The organism is Neoaquamicrobium sediminum, from assembly GCF_040970315.1.
In the GTDB taxonomy this organism is placed as follows: domain Bacteria; phylum Pseudomonadota; class Alphaproteobacteria; order Rhizobiales; family Rhizobiaceae; genus Aerobium; species Aerobium sediminum.
In genome coordinates this window covers 767,795-784,099 of sequence record NZ_JAZHFV010000002.1, presented here as the reverse complement: position 1 = coordinate 784,099, position 16,305 = coordinate 767,795, and the positions used below count along the sequence as shown (strand labels likewise).

General features: G+C 64.0%; 22 protein-coding genes. All 22 read right to left on the bottom strand.

Translation table 11 applies throughout. The features are described 5' to 3' along the window. Window positions 1-5: 5 nt before the first annotated feature. Window positions 6-443: a cytochrome c maturation protein CcmE gene (gene ccmE / locus V1479_RS09140; protein WP_173193417.1), complete on the bottom strand. Its 438-nt coding sequence runs from the start codon at window positions 441-443 to the stop codon at window positions 6-8. Continuing rightward, window positions 443-1,570, bottom strand: coding sequence for a c-type cytochrome biogenesis protein CcmI (ccmI, locus tag V1479_RS09135; RefSeq protein WP_368802629.1), 1,128 nt, complete (start codon window positions 1,568-1,570; stop codon window positions 443-445). The genes ccmE and ccmI overlap by 1 nt, the downstream gene beginning before the upstream one ends. An 88-nt stretch (window positions 1,571-1,658) precedes the next feature. After that, complete coding sequence (locus V1479_RS09130; protein WP_244648925.1) at window positions 1,659-2,159, bottom strand: RT0821/Lpp0805 family surface protein; 501 nt, start codon at window positions 2,157-2,159, stop codon at window positions 1,659-1,661. 60 nt (window positions 2,160-2,219) lie between these two features. Then, window positions 2,220-3,602, bottom strand: coding sequence for an ATP-binding protein (locus tag V1479_RS09125; RefSeq protein ID WP_173190294.1), 1,383 nt, complete (start codon window positions 3,600-3,602; stop codon window positions 2,220-2,222). Between the two features lie 39 nt (window positions 3,603-3,641). Further along, the gene (locus V1479_RS09120; RefSeq protein ID WP_173190292.1) at window positions 3,642-4,307 is read right to left on the bottom strand and encodes a response regulator transcription factor; all 666 of its coding nucleotides are present in this window, start codon (window positions 4,305-4,307) and stop codon (window positions 3,642-3,644) included. A gap of 84 nt (window positions 4,308-4,391) precedes the next feature. Then, the gene (locus V1479_RS09115; RefSeq protein ID WP_173190290.1) at window positions 4,392-4,700 is read right to left on the bottom strand and encodes a hypothetical protein; all 309 of its coding nucleotides are present in this window, start codon (window positions 4,698-4,700) and stop codon (window positions 4,392-4,394) included. 58 nt (window positions 4,701-4,758) lie between these two features. Then, complete coding sequence (locus V1479_RS09110; RefSeq protein ID WP_368802628.1) at window positions 4,759-4,965, bottom strand: hypothetical protein; 207 nt, start codon at window positions 4,963-4,965, stop codon at window positions 4,759-4,761. A 40-nt stretch (window positions 4,966-5,005) separates the two neighbouring features. Beyond that, window positions 5,006-8,908, bottom strand: coding sequence for a baseplate multidomain protein megatron (locus V1479_RS09105; RefSeq protein ID WP_368802627.1), 3,903 nt, complete (start codon window positions 8,906-8,908; stop codon window positions 5,006-5,008). 15 nt (window positions 8,909-8,923) lie between these two features. After that, complete coding sequence (locus V1479_RS09100) at window positions 8,924-9,382, bottom strand: NlpC/P60 family protein (RefSeq protein ID WP_368802626.1); 459 nt, start codon at window positions 9,380-9,382, stop codon at window positions 8,924-8,926. Continuing rightward, complete coding sequence (locus V1479_RS09095; RefSeq protein ID WP_368802625.1) at window positions 9,379-10,266, bottom strand: phage/gene transfer agent baseplate hub protein; 888 nt, start codon at window positions 10,264-10,266, stop codon at window positions 9,379-9,381. Before V1479_RS09095 ends, V1479_RS09100 begins: the two co-directional genes overlap by 4 nt. Continuing rightward, a complete protein-coding gene (locus V1479_RS09090) occupies window positions 10,263-10,904 on the bottom strand; it encodes a phage distal tail protein, Rcc01695 family (protein ID WP_368802624.1) in 642 nt (213 codons plus the stop codon). Before V1479_RS09090 ends, V1479_RS09095 begins: the two co-directional genes overlap by 4 nt. A gap of 13 nt (window positions 10,905-10,917) precedes the next feature. Continuing rightward, entirely contained in the window at window positions 10,918-11,439 is a 522-nt protein-coding gene (locus V1479_RS09085) for a phage tail tape measure protein (protein ID WP_368802623.1), read from the bottom strand. Continuing rightward, complete coding sequence (locus tag V1479_RS09080; protein ID WP_368802622.1) at window positions 11,436-11,669, bottom strand: rcc01693 family protein; 234 nt, start codon at window positions 11,667-11,669, stop codon at window positions 11,436-11,438. The genes V1479_RS09085 and V1479_RS09080 overlap by 4 nt, the downstream gene beginning before the upstream one ends. Next, window positions 11,666-12,001, bottom strand: coding sequence for a gene transfer agent family protein (locus V1479_RS09075; protein ID WP_368802621.1), 336 nt, complete (start codon window positions 11,999-12,001; stop codon window positions 11,666-11,668). Before V1479_RS09075 ends, V1479_RS09080 begins: the two co-directional genes overlap by 4 nt. Then, a complete protein-coding gene (locus V1479_RS09070; RefSeq protein WP_368802620.1) occupies window positions 12,001-12,408 on the bottom strand; it encodes a phage major tail protein, TP901-1 family in 408 nt (135 codons plus the stop codon). Before V1479_RS09070 ends, V1479_RS09075 begins: the two co-directional genes overlap by 1 nt. A gap of 44 nt (window positions 12,409-12,452) precedes the next feature. Beyond that, window positions 12,453-12,863 carry a DUF3168 domain-containing protein gene (locus V1479_RS09065; RefSeq protein WP_368802619.1) on the bottom strand — a complete coding sequence of 137 codons (411 nt, stop codon included), beginning with the start codon at window positions 12,861-12,863 and terminating at the stop codon, window positions 12,453-12,455. Then, the gene (locus V1479_RS09060; RefSeq protein ID WP_368802618.1) at window positions 12,860-13,018 is read right to left on the bottom strand and encodes a hypothetical protein; all 159 of its coding nucleotides are present in this window, start codon (window positions 13,016-13,018) and stop codon (window positions 12,860-12,862) included. The genes V1479_RS09065 and V1479_RS09060 overlap by 4 nt, the downstream gene beginning before the upstream one ends. Window positions 13,019-13,026: 8 nt before the next feature. Continuing rightward, entirely contained in the window at window positions 13,027-13,362 is a 336-nt protein-coding gene (locus V1479_RS09055) for a phage head closure protein (RefSeq protein ID WP_368802617.1), read from the bottom strand. Next, window positions 13,363-13,932, bottom strand: coding sequence for a head-tail connector protein (locus V1479_RS09050; RefSeq protein WP_368802616.1), 570 nt, complete (start codon window positions 13,930-13,932; stop codon window positions 13,363-13,365). It lies immediately after the preceding gene. 99 nt (window positions 13,933-14,031) lie between these two features. Next, window positions 14,032-15,288 (bottom strand): phage major capsid protein, encoded by a 1,257-nt coding sequence (locus V1479_RS09045; RefSeq protein ID WP_368802615.1) that lies wholly within the window; start codon window positions 15,286-15,288, stop codon window positions 14,032-14,034. After that, window positions 15,285-15,974 carry an HK97 family phage prohead protease gene (locus tag V1479_RS09040; protein WP_438620514.1) on the bottom strand — a complete coding sequence of 230 codons (690 nt, stop codon included), beginning with the start codon at window positions 15,972-15,974 and terminating at the stop codon, window positions 15,285-15,287. Before V1479_RS09040 ends, V1479_RS09045 begins: the two co-directional genes overlap by 4 nt. Further along, a complete protein-coding gene (locus V1479_RS09035; protein ID WP_173190264.1) occupies window positions 15,967-16,290 on the bottom strand; it encodes a DUF6107 family protein in 324 nt (107 codons plus the stop codon). The genes V1479_RS09040 and V1479_RS09035 overlap by 8 nt, the downstream gene beginning before the upstream one ends. Window positions 16,291-16,305 lie beyond the last annotated feature (15 nt).

Sequence of the window (16,305 nt, the reverse complement as noted above, 5' to 3'; positions counted from 1 at the left end):
CTCCGTTAGTCCTCGTCCTGCCAAAGGCCGGTGGCCTTCAGGCCGTCGGCCACTTCCTTGGGCATATAATTCTCGTCATGCTTCGCAAGGACGCTATCAGCCACGAAGACACCGTCCTGTCGCAGTGTTCCTTCAGTCACGACGCCCTGCTCCTCACGAAAAAGATCGGGCAGGATGCCGCTATAGGCCACCGTGACAGAACCGACCTGGTCGGTGACCGAAAACGAAATGTCCTGTCCCTCACCGCGAAGAACAGTGCCTTTCTCGACCAGCCCGCCGAGCCTGATCCGCTGGCCCGGCTCGATTTGCGCTGCGACAAGTTCGGCAGGCATGTAGAAATACGAAGTCTTCTGGCCAAGCGCATAAAGCGTCAGACCGGACGCCAGCGCGAGAAAGACCATGGCCCCGCCGATCACCGCAAGTCGCTTCTGTTTGCGCGTCATCATTCCGCCTGTCCGTTCAGCGTCACGCCTCGTTCGGCAGCGAAGGTTTCAAGCGACGCTGCCGGCTGACTGGGCCGACCCAGCGCGTTAAGTCCACGTTGAAGCGCGTCGCGTGCATCGTCCAGTCTGCCAAGAACCACATAGGACTGCACCAGCCGCTGCCACCCTTCCGCGTCTTGCGGATTGTCGCGCAGACGCTGGTCGAGCCCTGCAACCATATTCTCGATCATTTGAGCCCGGTCTTTGTCCGACATCAAGTCTGCGGCCTCGACGTCCTCTGCGGAGGGTCCCGGTATCGCCGGCTGCTCCCCCAGACGGGCAAGCGATTGTTCCACCGCGCCGCGCCATGGCGAGTTTGTCGGCAAACCCGCAAGCATCGATCGCCAAGCCTGCGACGCTTCGGCGGATTTGCCTTCCTGTGCCATAGCGGTTGCCAGCAGGAATTGCGCTTGCGGGTTCTGTGGCTCCAGCACCAGGGCCCTTTCCAGTGCGGCTTGCGCCTCGACGGTGATCGTACCGCCGGCATTGGCCGCGATCGCTTCACCAAGCCCGAGCTCCCGGGTTACGCTCGAACCCTGCAGGCGGATCGCATTGCGGTAGGCGACGACGGAATCGTTGTAGCGCCCCATGCGATAGTAGATTGGCGCAAGGACGTCCCAACCCCGGCCATCCTCGGGATTGGCGGTCAGATGCCCCTCCGCACGCGCCACCAGCTCCTCTATGCTGTTTTCGGCGGGATTGGCGGTGAGCCGCTCCTGCAGCGGCTGCCCCGGCAGCTCCGGCGAGCCGGTAACCGCGTAGATACCCCAACTCGCCAGCGGCACTGCGAGGATAGCGAGCGTAGCAATCGTTCGACCTGTTCTCGAACTTTTCGAAGAGCCGGTGCCCCGCCCCTCGCCTGCAATCCGCAGTATGCGGCGGCCAATCTCGGCTCTGGCCTGTTCCGCTTCGGTCTCGCCGATCACGCCACGGCCAACATCACGCTCAAGCTCGGCGAGCTGGTCCTGGTACACCGCAAGGTCGTGATCCGAGTCCGCGCTCGCGTGTGCCTTCACGCGCACCATCGGCACAAGAATCGCCAGGCAGGCGAGCAGCGTCAGAAGTGCGGCAACGATCCAGAACAGCATGAACCCCAGATACCCGCTGCATCATGGCAAGCCAATGACCGGCACGTGCGGCTTTTTGGCGACTGTCGGTTCCTGCGCCCGCAACAGCCTACGCGAGCGGCGTCCAGCTTCCGTTCGGATTGCGGCACGCTGTTCCGCGCGCGGAATTCGCCTGTCCGCCGACGGTGACGGTATGGACATACTGTCGGCAATCCTGCGAGCCGACACGATAGGGCGAACCGGCCACGACCTCGCCGTAACGGCGCCCACCTTCCTTGCCCCATGCAACGGCCTGTCCGGCAGGCGTGTATTCCAGCGCCCTGTATTCCGCCTCCAGCGCACGGCGGCGCTCTCTCTGGTCAAGATTGGTACCGATCTGGCCGCCAATCAACCCACCGCCCATGGCGTCCACGATTGCAGCGGCAACAGGTTTCTCGGCGGGTCGGCTATCCTCTGCAAAGGCCTGCACGACCGAACCGGAGCCGCCGCCCGTCGTCGAGCATGCCGACAGAACTGCCATCGCCAACAGGCCTGCAAAGCCAGTCTTCCAGCCCATAACCTTGAACGCCTTTCCGCTATCGCCGGCAGGTAGATCGGCTCTGCCTGCCATCAGTTCAAGCCTTCTTGCCTGCGACTTTGGCGCATAAATGGCATGACGGCAATTTAAGCATCATTCCTGGGCACGACGCAGCACCACCGACACTTTGAGCCCGCCCAGCTCCGAGCGGGACAGTTGAAGGCTGCCACCATACTCCTTGACCAAATCAGCGACGATGGCGAGACCAAGTCCCGTACCCGGTTTCGTTTCGTCCAGCCGCCGCCCGCGGATGAGGGCGTCGCGCGTCTTCTCTTCGGGAATGCCAGGCCCGTCATCCTCGACGATCAGGCTGAAGCTGCGATGCTGGCCTTCTTCCGGCGTCGCCTCCAGGCCAATAGAAACCGTCTTCCGACCCCATTTCATCGCATTCTCGAGGAGATTTCCGACAATCTCCTCCAGATCCTCCCGCTCGCCTGCGAATACGAGCTCGTCTTGCGGAAAGTGTGTCAACAGCCGCGTCTGCGGGTTGAGCTTGCCCACGACACGGACCATTCGCTCAAGTGTCGCTTTTACCGGCGTACGGAAAACGATCGTGTCGCGTTGCGCGGCCATCCGGGCGCGTTGGAGATAGTGCTCCACCTGCTGGCGCATGGAAGCGGCTTGGTCCGCGATCAGCCCACCTTTCGCGCCGCCGATGGCACGCGCCTCATTCGTCAGCACGGCCAGAGGTGTTTTCAGAGAGTGCGCGAGGTTACCCACCTGCGTCCGCGATCGCTCGACGATGCGCCGGTTGCTTTCGATGAGTTCGTTCGTCTCGTTGGCAAGAGGCGCGATTTCGACCGGAAAGTTGCCGTCGAGCCTCTGCGCCGCGCCGGCCCTGATCTCGGCCAGCGATCGGCTCACACGCCGTAACGGATCGAGACCGACAATGATGGCCAGCGCGTTGATTGCAATCATACCGGCGCCGAAGATCGTCAGGTAAAGGTATAGCCGATGTTCGAAATCGGAGATGTCGGCTTCAAGTTCTGTGCGATTACCCATCACGCGGAAGCGGGCGATGCTGTTGTCACCGTCGAGCACGAACTCGCTCTCGAACACCTCGATCGTCTCCCCTCCCAGCCCGTTGGTGACATAGCTGCGCTGGAATTCGCTGCTGAACGGCACCTGGGACGAAGGCGGTGACGGAACCGGCTTCGTCAGCGACAGCGAGCTGAGCTGACCGCTGACGCCGGATACCGGCTCGACCGACCAGTACCACCCCGATTGCGGCACGGTGAATCGCAGATCGCCCAGATTGGGCGTTCCCTCCAGCCTGCCGCCGTCGCCGACGCCCACGGAACTGATGAGATTGAAGAGATGCGCCGTCAGCAGGCTTTCGAAGCCGCGTTCGCTGACCTGCCGGAAAAGCGAGGAGATCACTGTCGAGATGACAACGAGCGCCACCACGGCCCAAAGAGTCGAGAAGGCGACGACTCGAAACGTAAGGGAGTTGAACCGGCGCCTCAGCGATGACATCGCCGCCCGCCGATCAGGTCTTGCGCTCGCGCGCGCCGGTCAATCCTGCACCTCGCGCATGCGATACCCCATGCCGCGCACGGTTTCGATGAGATCGACACCCATCTTCTTGCGCAACCGGCCCACAAACACTTCTATCGTGTTGGAATCGCGATCGAAATCCTGATCGTAAAGATGCTCGACCAGCTCGGTGCGCGACACCACCTCGTCCATATGATGCATCAGATAGGCGAGCAGACGGAACTCGTGGGACGTGAGCTTGAGCGGCACGCCATTCACGTCCGCCTTGGAGGATTTGGTGTCGAGACGCAGCGGGCCGCAGCTCAGTTCGGAAGACGCATGGCCGGCAGCGCGGCGTATGAGCGCGCGTAGCCGCGCCAGCACTTCCTCTATGTGGAAAGGTTTGGTGACGTAATCGTCGGCGCCTGCGTCAATGCCGGAAACCTTGTCACTCCAGCGGTCACGCGCCGTCAGGATCAGAACCGGCATCTTACGGCCGTCGCGCCGCCAGCGCTCGACCACGCTGATACCGTCCATCTGCGGCAGCCCAATATCCAGTACCACTGCATCGTAGGGCTCGGTATCGCCAAGGAAATGCCCTTCCTCGCCATCGTAGGCGCGATCGACCACATAGCCGGAATCGGTCAGCGCATCGGCGATCTGCCTGTTAAGGTCCTTGTCGTCCTCGACCACGAGTATGCGCATGGGGTTTCCTGTCGGATAAAGTTGACCCTCGGCGGATATTGCCGGATTCGGGCATACCGGCAAAGTGGCTGCCGGCTTCTGTCTTCAGCCCATCGGCACGACGATCTCATTGCGCCGCGGGCGCTGGCCATCCCGCGCTGGCATCAGCACCACGATCACGCAGACCTGCTGGCCTCCGCGCACCTCCGGCGTGGCCCGGGCAAGCTGGCCGCCTACCTGGGCTGCCTGTTGCATTCCGATGGCGTAGCAGTCGCCCGACACCGGTACAACCAGATTGGGCGCGCCCGGCACTGACGGCACCGCAAGGGGTGCCGCCACAACGGAGGATGCGAACACGCCTGCCATCGAAATGCCGATGGTCGCTTTACGCAGAAGGGTTCGGAACTGGGTCATGGCGTGTTTCTAACCCAACGCGGCTGAACACGGAATGAACAATTGCTATATGGCCCGTTCAGTCGATCCGGGTGGTCGCGGCCAGTCGCCCGAATATGGCGGCAACCCCGGCGACGGCGGCGACGGCCTGCAGGATTGCGTCGACGATCGCCTGCGTCTCGCCTTCCTCGACCGATATCCCGAACGCGCCAGCCGTCGTCGCGCCAACCATTACGAGCGCGGCCCAGATCGTTCGTGAAAGATACCACGGTTTGCGGATTTCCATGCACTACTCTCCTTGTTGATTGCGATTATTGCGAGCCGGTTCACAAAATCAGGAACGCCCGGGTCGTCGGCAGCCCTGCCCCGGCCGTAGCGCTGATCTGCCGGACGGTGATTTCGATGCCCGCCGGCAGGGCTGGAAGATCGGAAGCGATCCACGCCGCGTCGTAGATCCAGTTCGCGGCAGCCGTTTCTGCCGTGCGAACCATTGCACCACCCGTGTCCCGCACCTCGACGCGGTAGCGTTCGTATTCCTCGCCCAGCGGTATCTCCTCGGAAAGCCAGCTATCGGCATCGATCCGGCCGCGTCTTGTCCATGTGACGAGTGCATCGCCACCGGATTGCCTGGCTAGGCGCAGATGCACAGGCGCCAGAGGCAACCGCGCCCTGATGCCGCCTGCCGTTGCCAGTCCGACATGCGTCGGCACGCCAAAGTCCTGGCCGCTTGGTCCGACCATCCAGTTCAGGGCGAGCCCCGCGTGCTCGGGCGGCAGACCGGCCTTGACGACGGCGTGGTCCAGCAGAACAAACGGGGCGCCCGCGGAGACGCCGACAGCCAGCGCATCGCCGGTTCCCTGCTGGCCGCGCAGCAGCCTGGTCAGCCGCCAGACCGATGGCGCTATTTCTTCCGCATCGCCGAACTGGACGATTTCCCAAACGCCGTTGTCGGCGCGGATGGCGGCCATGTTTGCGCCGTTCAGAAGCTGAAGGGTCGGTACGCTAGCCATCGCGCCATCGAACAAGGCAACAGTGATCGCCCCGTGATGGTCCAGTCTTCCTTCCGGCCCCTGCCCCTTCGCCTCCACCAGTTCGCCGATGGTCGCCTGTGCGGCGATGCTGGCGGTAAGGGCGAAACCGGTTTCCTCCGGCGAGGCATAAGCTGCCTGTGTTCGCCATGGTGACGCGTAGGCGGCAACGCGGAACTGGTCTTCCGGTGTCGTGCTACCCGGTAACATCGGCAAATCCAGCAGAACCACATAGGGCGCCCCGGGAACGGACGGACGCGTGTCGGCACCTGCCAGGCTGGTGACATGCCACGGCGTCGGCGCGGAGCGTACGACCTGCCATGCCGAAACCCGTCGGCTTAGGCCGATCTCCACTTCGTTTACGACATACTCGCGTTCGCCAGTCTCGCCTGCCATTGAGATAAGCGTCCCCGGAGCGATGTCGACCTGTCCGGGTGGCACCGAAAATGCGATACTCTCCCTTCCATTGCGCTGTCGTGCCAGCCAGTCGTCCAGCAAAGCGGATGCGGCCCCTATCTCGAGGCACCCTGGAATGCTGAGCGCGCGGCTTCCGCCCTTGGCGGCACCCGGCGAAGCGGCTCGCGCAAGCGCCGGCTGATAGCTCTGAAACGGGTCGGCGAAGGCGAGCTCCGCTTCCGTCGCCAGTTCGCGATCGGGAAGGCGGACGCGCTCCAGCGTAGCCGCCTGTTCCTCAACGATCATCTCTGTGATCTTGACGGAATCGCCCTCGAACGCGTTCGCATCTTGAAAGCGGATTGTGCCGGCCTCGTCGCGCACGGCAAGGCCGCACAATTCCGCCAGCGGTTCAAGCGCTGCGCGCGCCGTGGTCGGCGCCTCGATCATGTAGCCTGAAAGCGTACCACTCACGCGCGTCGCGTCGACATTGGTGAACCCGTGATCGGCCAGGATCGCCCGAACCAGATCGCTCAGGGCAATGCCCGAAAGCCGGCCATTCAGCCAGTGCCCCTTGTGCCAGTTGATCGCATCCTTCCAGAGCGCCGAATGCGCCGGAAACGCAGGAAAAGGACGCACGTCCCAGGCCCAGATATACAGCCGATCCGCATCGACCATCCGGCCGCCATAGATCGGCGAGAGAGGGTTCTGCGCCGGATCGAAGACGGCGCTGGCCGGATTCCAGTGGTCGAGATGCGCCAACAGGAACTGCCGCTGAGCGTCATCCGAACGCCCGCCCGATGAAAAATGCGGCAACGCCGCCTCTGACGACAATGCGTCGGGAAACACGTTCGGCTGGTTCGGCCCCTTGTCGACCGCTGGACACCCTATTTCCGTGAACCAGACAGGTTTCGAACCCGGTAGCCAGTCCGTCGGCACGCCCGCTTCGACGCCGCCGATCCGGTTGTAGTGATGGTTCTCCCACCACGACCTGATGTCCTTGAACCGGAAGACCCAGGGTTTTCCGTAAGCACCGTCCGTAATCGGCGACCGGTGTCGGTCGGCACGGGCAGCATTGCTGGCATAATACCAGTCATACCCTTCCCCGGAGGCGATCTGCCCGCGCAATCCGTCCGCATCGTAAGGGCTGCGGAACCCGTCGGGATTGCCTCCGGCGTAGTCCTCGTCGCGCCAGTCGGAGAGCGGCATGTAGTTGTCGATGCCAACCGCGGTTATTGCCTCGTGCGACCACAGCTGATCGAGGTGAAAGAATACGTCACCGGACCCGTCGGCCGGCTGATGACCGAAATATTCCGACCAGTCGGCCCCATAAGTAATGGCCACCTCGGGGCCGAGCAAATCCCGCACCTCGCCGGCCAGCTGGCAAAGCGCTTCCACGAAAGGAAACGCATTCGCTTCGTCACGAAGCGTCGTCAGCCCGCGCATTTCCGATCCAAGCAGCAACCCGTCGACACCGCCAGCAGCAACCGCGAGATGCGCGTAGTGCAGGACCAGCCGGCGATAACCCCAGTCGCCGCCGTCGCCCGTATACGCGACCCCGCCGCCATGAACCTCGAAATCGGCGACGTCCGCATTCCCGCAAAAGGACGCCACCTGCGTGCGTGCGCCGGCAGACTTGTCGACGCTTCCTTCCGCGCCGGGCGCTGGGTTACAGGTTATGCGCCCGCGCCAGGGAAAAGCGGGCTGGCTTTCTCCTCCATACGGGTTGGGGAGGGTGTTCTCCGGCGGGATGTCCATCATGACGAATGGATAGAGCATCGCCCGCAGGCCGCGACTCCTGATCTCGCCGATGCACTCGATGACCGAGCGATCGGACGGCGTGCCGCCAAACGATGCATGGTCGTCCACCGAGCTCACCGTGGTAGCAGCAGCGCGCGTTATGCCTCCGACGCTCCACGGTTCCGAATAGCCGTGAGTGTCGCTGTGCATGACTGCCGGCCGGATCGTGCACGAACCGGCGCGCAGATCGCTGCCGAACCAGGTGACCACGATGGCGACCTCTTCGAGATTCGGACACAGCGCCTGCAATTCGTCCAGCGACGCCACAAGGTCCGATGCGCCCTGGAGCATGTTCCTGTTGATCTGCTCCGTCACGCCCGGCCGAGGCGCGCGGGTGACGGCGCGCGGCAGCAGGCCATATTCGGTTGAACCGGGCAGCAGCACGACCGCCTTTACCTTGTCGTTCAACGAACCCGTCGCCCGCATAACCTCGAACTGGAATTGCGGAATGCGATTGCCGTATTCGGCCAACGGAAACCGCTCGAAGACCACACAAGCCATGCCGCGATAGGCGGGCGCATTGCCCTCGCCCTGCTTTGCAGCGATCAGCGGGTCGACCGGCTGGTCCTCGCTCCCTCGATAGATGCGCATCGTAATCTGCTCGAGGTCCAGCTCCTTCCCATCCGCCCATACACGGCGCACACCGCTGATCTCGCCCTCGCACAGCGCGAATGCCACATTGGCAAAGTAGGTATAAGTGGTCACCTTCGGCCCACCCTTGGCGCCCTCGCGCCGCGACTGGCTGCTTTCCTCGAAGCGTGTTGCCCAGATGACGTTGCCGCCGGTTCGCACTGTGCCGTAAACGCGCGCGACCGGCGCGCCTTCCTCCGCCATGAACGGGCGCATCGAGCTCAGTCGCGGCCCTTCCACATGCTGAAGGCTCTGCAACAGGCTGCGATCGAGCATATAGCCGGCCATCGCGCCGGCTGCGGAACCCAGAGCGGCTCCGACAGGCCCAAGAATGCCGCCGAGAAAGGCACCGGCAGCCTGCAGAACGATAGTCGCCATGATCGAAATGCTTCCTCAGTACGGCGGAAGGTCGGGAAAGACGAAAACGCCGGCGATCCGGCGACGCCATTGCGGGATAAGTGCAGAAACCGTCACTGCGTGCCCTTCATAGGCATGAAGAAAACGGTGCTCGCTCATCAGGATGCCCACATGTTTCGCCGCGTGATGAACCCGCCAGCGGAAAACGATGAGGTCGCCGGGCAGTGCCTCGTGGATAGCCTTCTCGGCACAGTGTCGGCCAGCAGCCTCCAACAGGCGGTCACGACCTCCTGCTTCCGCCCAGTCCGGCGCATAAGGTCCCGGCGCTTCCGGTTCGCTGCCATAGACGGCCCGCCATATGCCGCGCACAAGGCCGAGGCAGTCGCATCCCACGCCCTTGGTCGATCCCTGGTGGCGATATGGCGTGCCGATCCATGTTACCGCTTCGGCCAAAACTGCTGCAGCCGCTTTACGGTCTTCCAGTTCAGCGTTCATTCTACGATTGGCCTCCCATCGAAATTCCCGCCTTCTGAGACATAGCCGTAGGCCGCGTCATTGCCTGGCAAATGCGGGAAGCCACGAAAGTTGATCGGGTTGGAGAACTTGGCCTTGCATGTCGCGAAACGCTTGTCGCATCCGGCAACGACGGTGAACGCATCGCCCGGCGCCGGCTGACGCTCCCCGGACGGCACGGCCAACATCACAGTGCCGGATGCGTTGCGGTGATCGACGACCGTCGACGTTCGTCCGGCAAGCTGGCCGCTTGTCCAGGTGATCTCGCCGAAAGAGAACCAACTCGCCGTAAAACCCGCGAGACCGCTGACGCGAAGCATGCCCGGTGCCGCAATCGCAATGACCGCGCCACTGCCGTTGAACTCGGCGGCGCCCAGATCCACCCCACATCGCGCATCGCCCAGACGCGCGTCGCAGCCGCGACGCAGATAGCGCCCGTTCGGCCGGTCGAGGCTCGCTGCGACGCTTTCCAGCTCCGCCACGAAGCGACCGTCGGCGCGTGTCATCTTGCCGACGACCGCAGTGCGGATCGTTGCGAACTGTTCCGGCTCGCACCAGTTTACCAGCAGCGTCTCGACCGTGGCGCCATCGAACAGTCCCGACTGGATGTCCTCCTCCGTCAGCCGATCCGATGAAAGCGCGCCTTCCACATCGACGCTGTCCGGTGCCATCCCGAGCGACGTGCGCGCTTCGGACTGGGCGAAGCCGCTTTCGGGTTCGAAGGTCTGTCCGTCCACGGTCAACGCCCTGTCGTGGTCGGTAAAGCCATAGGTCTGACCATCGCGCCGGGCGACGCGCCAGCAATGGCAGAGCGTCGTGCATTCACGATCGAGATGCTCCCGAAATGCAGGCGAGAAGCTGCTCACGGTTCGATCTCCACGATCGGGATGGACGGAATCTGCCCGGCCTTGAAGGCGCTCAGGCTGATGGCGATGCGCTCGGTGTCGAATCGGGCAGGCACATCGAATTCGTATCCGGCGCGAACGATCTGGCCGTTTGCCGGGATGGCACTCGGCCCGAAAGTCACGATGCCGATTTCATGGTCGACGGTGAAATCTGCCGGGTCGCTGCGTTCCATACCGTCAACGGAAACCCGCACGCTATTCTCCACGGGCTTGCATATCCGGCGCAGGTAGGAATCCGCACCGCTGCCATAGCGCTTGATGAGCTGGAAACTCGCCGTCGCGGCGTCGCCGGTGCCAATGATCTGATCCGTGGCAGACGGCGCATTGTCCGGTGGACATGATTTCATGTCGGACGGATCGCGAAAGCGGAAGCCGTGGAATGAGCCGCGACGCGCCTCGAAAAATGCGATGATCTCATAGAGATCGGTGAGCGATCGCACGCCAGTGCCCGCATCGAAGTGCCGGCGCGACTGCGCGAACCGCAGGTTCCGCCGTTCACGCCCCGATGTCAGCGCGACGATCTCGTTGCGGCGTTCCGGCCCGCCCGTCGCGCCGAATGACACGCCGACAGGAAAGCGAACCTCGTGAAAGCTGTCCATCTGCCTCTCCGGTTCACAATGTGCGCGCGCCGCGCGACACCGCACGCGCAAGCATGCCGGTGATCTGCGCCTCGGATTTGCGGAACGAGGCCGCGTCCTGCGCCGTCACGTTGAAGACGACATTGACCGGCGACCCGGCACGCGCTGCGGTCTGACCGGCTTCGGCGCCAGTCAAGGCCGATGACAGTATCGGCGCGCCCATGGAGATCGCTTCCACGTCTGGAAAGAAGTCCGGCATTCTCATCGCGCCAGCCTCGGTTGCGAATGGCAATCCACCGACGAGACGGGGCAGCAGGTCGGATATAAGGCCTGACAGCGGCTTCAGCCCCTGGCTCAGCGCCATGCTCGCCAGGTTCAGACCGATACGCTGGAGCACGTCCTCCAAGGACCGGCCATTGATTGCCGCATCCCTCAGCGCACCCGTCAGCTGCTGGCCGAACGCGTCGGACAGGTCCGCCAGTTCCCGCATCGCATCCGCGAAAGGCTGCGTGTCCATCTCGAACTGGATCTCCAGCGGCTTGAGAGAGTCGTTCATCGATCCTGCCTTTCAGCACCGTCCGGGAACCTGTTCATCAGCGCTTCAAGCGTTCCACGCCGTGGCGCTGCCACGGTGCCCGACACCACATTCAAACCGCGCAAGACGCCGGCAAGTTCGCGCGGCGTCATCGCCCAGAAGTCGCGCGGGGAAAGCCGCAGCCGGCCCAGCCCGATGGCGATCACCTGATCCCACCGGAACTGACGCGCCTTGCCGCCTGCGGCGTTCAAGGGTCCGGCCGGGTCTCGCCGGAATCCCCGAACGTCGCCTTGAGCAGATCGGCTACGATGCGGGCAAAGCCGGCTACACCGCCCTCGACGGTCATTCCCGCGACATCGTCGTCGCTCACGGCCGCACCCGCACCTCGCAATCCGGCTGCGATGATGCGCGTGAGATCACGTGCCGAGAGCCTGCCCGAGGCAAACCGCTCGGCCAGGGCACCGAGATCATCGACACCGAACGCGGTTTCCAGTTCCGCGAGCGCCCCAAGCGTCAGGCACAGCACGCAATCGCGACCGGCAATGGTGGCGGCGATTTCGCCGCGTCTCCTGTTCGCCGGCATCACGCGGCCGCAAACTCGATGGCGCCGGCGGATTCGAGCGCGATTTCGAATGTCACCTCGCCGTCGTGGTTGGCCGTATATTCAAGCGACGTCACCTGGAATGGCCCCTGAACCGTACCGAAATCCGGTATGGCGAACTGCCATGACGTGACCGATCCGCCAAAGAAGGCGGTCCGGATAAGTGCGTCCGACTGCGCGTCCTTGAAGATGCCTGCGCCGCTCAGCGATGCGCGCTGCACGCCGCTGCCGGCCAGAAGCTCGCGCCAGCGTCCGGTGGAATCGGAATCGGTGACGTCCACGGTCTCGCTGTTGAAGGCGAGACGTTTGGTGCGCAAACCTGCAACAGTCGTAAACGAGCCGCCATTGTCGACCTTCAAAAGAAGATCCTTGCCCTTCTGTGCTGCCACAGCGAGCCTCCTCTGCGTTGAAATGATGTGAAGAAATGAAAGGGTCAGTCGACCGGTTCGGTCACGGCGCGGAACCGCAGGGTGCCATGATGAACCGCGAGATCGTCGTCGAAACGCGCTTCCTCGAATTCGCGGCGCAGATTGACCAGATGGTGCCCCTCCAACGCCAGGTTCGCGTCATGGAGCGTGGAGCGCACGATTTCCATCACATCCAGCGTCTCCGACAGGCCCTTGGCCTTTGACCAGACATGCACGGTGAAGACATGCTCGCTGCCATCCTCGGTGTCGGTGCTCCAGTCCTGCATCGAGGTCAGGCCGAACGTCAGATAGGGAAACGCCACATTGGCGGGGGCATGGTCGTGGATGCGGCTCTCACCGAGCTTTGCCGTCAGGTCGCTATTCCCGCTCAATGCTGCATACACGGCCTTGCGCAACGCGGTAGCAGCCGAGCTCATTGCTGCCTCCTGGCGCGCGATATCGCCTCACGGTCCCGCGCCTCCGTCATGGCCTTCCGCCGCGCCCGCATCGCGCTTGCCGCGGCCTTGGTGTCCAGCACACTCGCTGCCTTCATCTGCAACGCTCGCATCAGGCCGTCGAGCGTCAATTTCATCGCCGCCTTCAAAGCCCCGCCTCCGTCACTGTGCAAATCAGATAGCGCCCTGTTTCATCGGGATCGTGGACAGTAACGATGTCGAACAGCCGCCCAAACTTGCGCAGGCGCATGCCGCTGCGCAGGTCTTCGCGGTAGCGCAGCGTCACACGATGCGTCACCTTCTCCAGCGTCTGATCAGCGCCGTAACGGCTCTTCGCTGCCAACGGCTCGATCCGCGCGAAGATCGTGCCGGCCTCCGCCCACGCTTCGGTGTACCCGCCTGCCCCATCGGGAATTGTCGAAACCGTTTCCAGGACGAGTTCGTGACGGAACGATCCCGGGTCGATGAATTCCGTCCGCATCTACAGCCTCCGCGTCCGCCAGGGAGCGATCAGGCGCTCGTAACCCGGCGGATACGAAACCGGCTGCGCGGACGGCGCAAAATACGTGCGGAACTCGTACCAGTGCGCGACCAGCAACAGCATGGCTCGTTTCAGCAAATCGGGCACATCGGTCCCCGCTTCGCCGAAACCTGCTGTGAAGTCGATCTCGATCCCGTTCATTGCACGGCCCGGCTCCGGGCCGTCCACGAAATGCAAACGAGCGGGCCGTGCGTGGGCATCGAGCTGATACCCGGCCGGATCCATCACGGACGCCGCACCGTCGTGGTCATAGATCGTCACGGAAAGTACCTCGCGCACCGGATGCCTGCGGAGCAGCACGCGCTGCGTCGATGGCATCTTGTCCAGCACCAGCCGCCACGACTGGTCGACCAGCGCCAGGCCGCATGCGGCTTCCACCTCCTCGCGCGCGGCGCGGATCAAACCGTCCAGCAGCGCGTCCTCGCTGTCATGGTCGATGCGCAGGTTGCGCTTGGCGTCCACCAGTGTGACGGGCTCTGCCGAGGGCGCCACGGTTCGCAATAGTGTCATGCATGCCTCGAAGGGTGCGGATGAAAAGAAGACGGCCCCGGCAAGGGGAACCGGGGCCGTCGCGGCATGGTGTTTCGGCGAAGGGACTATCGCCGGGTCTTATGCCACGCCGAACTTGACCAGCTTGATCGCGTTGAAGTCCTGGACACCGCCGCCTACGCGTTTGGTGATGTAGAAGAGCACGTAGGGCTTGGCGGAGTACGGATCACGCAGCACTCGCACGCCGGCGCGATCCACGACAAGGTAGCCGCGCTGGAAGTCGCCGAAGGCGATCGCGGTGGCGTCGGGGGCGATGTCGGGCATGTCCTCGGCCTCGACGACCGGGAAACCCATCAGCACCGCGCGCCCGCCGGGCACCGCCGGCGGCTGCCAGAGATAATTGCCGTCGGCGTCCTTCATCTTGCGGATCGCGGCCTGGGTCTTGCGGTTCATGACCCAGTTGGCGTTCTGCCGATAGCCGGCCTTCAGCGCATAGATCGTGTCGATCAGCTTGTCGGAGGGGTGGCTGGCCGCAAAGGCGCCGTCGACACCCGTCGCGATGTAGCCGATCTTCTCCCAGGCCCAGCTTGCCTCCGGCTCCTGATCGTAGTCGAGAAAACCGCGCGGCTTGTCACTGCCGTCACCGCTGACGAAGGCAGTGCCCTCCTGTTCGGCGAAGGCGGATTCCACCTCGCCGACGATCCACTGGTCGAGGTCGACCACACTGTCGTCGAGCAGCGACGGCGTCGCCGCAGGCATCGCGTAGATCTCCGCAGTCGGGAACTGGAGCGCATCCAGAACCGGCGATGTGGTCTTCGGACGCGCCGCCGTCTCGCCGACCCAGCCGACCACCGGGCCGGAGGTCATGAACGGCTTCTTCAGCACCGCCGACGAAACCTGTCGCACCGACGCGATCGACCGGATCGGCGAGATCACCGCAAGCCGCCGGCCGATCTCGGCTTCCACCTCGTCGGGCACGAGATAGCCGCCATCCGGGCCGGAGCCGTACGACATGTCCTTGGTCTCGATCGACCGCAGCGCATGCTCGTCGCCCGAGCGCAGATAGGCGTCGAAGGCCTGCTTGCGCTCGGCCCCGGCGACCGACAGCGCGTCGTCGCGGCCAAGTGCCGGCCGCACGCGCTTCAGTGCCAGATTGTCCAGCAACTGCTTCTGGCGGTCGAGCGCTTCGGAGATGCGGTCGACCTTGTCGCTGGTCACAGTGTCGGCGCCCTTGCGGGTCTCGATCTCGCGCAGGCGCCGGTCGTTTGCCTCGCGGAATTCCGCGAAGGTGGTCATGAATTCGTCGAACGTATCTGAAAGCGCGGCAAAGCCGCCGCCTTCCGATTTGATCTCGGGTGCGGCCTCATGGGTCGTCATGTCTGTTGTTCCTCATTTCTGATCAGTCTTGTCGCCTCGCGTATTCGCCCGGCAAGGCGGTCCGGTGTGCCCCGCGCGGCATCCCGCTCGCGCAGCAGGCTGGAGAAGCCGCGCGCGATCACGGTGCGCGCCTCCCCGCGTGTCAGCTTCGCGTCGCGCGTCAGCCAACGTTCGAAGTCCCGCACCGATGGCAGCGCGGATGCATCATCCTTGACGCTTTCGATCCGCGCGCCCGGCAGCATCGGAAAGGTCACGATCGAGATTTCCCAAAGGTCGGCCTCGACGATCCGGCGCACGCCGGATTTCGTATCCCGGCGCGCCTTCACTGTCCGAAAGCCTATGGAGAGCCCGTCGAGCGCACCGCTGCGCATCAGCTCCAGCGCCTCGCCGGCCCGCGCCACGCCGCGTGCCAGCCGACCGCGCACGAACAGGCCGCGCTCGTCCTCGCGCAGTTCCAGCCATGTGCCGATCGGCTGTGCCGGGTCGTGCTGGTAGAGCATGCGCACGCCGGTGGCACCGCGCAGCCTCAAGGCGCGCGCGAACGCGCCGGGCTCCACCATGTCGCGCGCCAGGTCGACCTTGCCGAACAGGCTCGCATAGCCCGAAAACGTACCGTCCCGTCCGATGGTGCCGATGGACACGTCGGTGAACTTGCGCTCGCGCGCGGCCAGCGGCATCTCATGCATCATGTTCGTTGCTCCGATTGCGCCCGTTCGCCCTGAATACGCGCATGACGAGACCCAGCGCCCACCAGGCGCTCAGGCTCGCCGCCGCCGATCCCATCAGCACCAGTTCGTGGGGGCCGAGGCTCTCCTCGATGCCCAGCTCCACCGCGATCTTCAGTCCGGCCGTTCCGCCGAATGCCAACCCGCTCGCAACCCCGATGCCGAAGCGGATCGCCGCTTCGCGCCGCCCGGCCGGCAGCACATAGGCGAGAGAGATGGCCGAGCCGGCCACGGCGCCGCCGAACTTGGCCAGCCAAAGCCAGCTTGCATCCGTCATTTCGTTTCCGCTCCG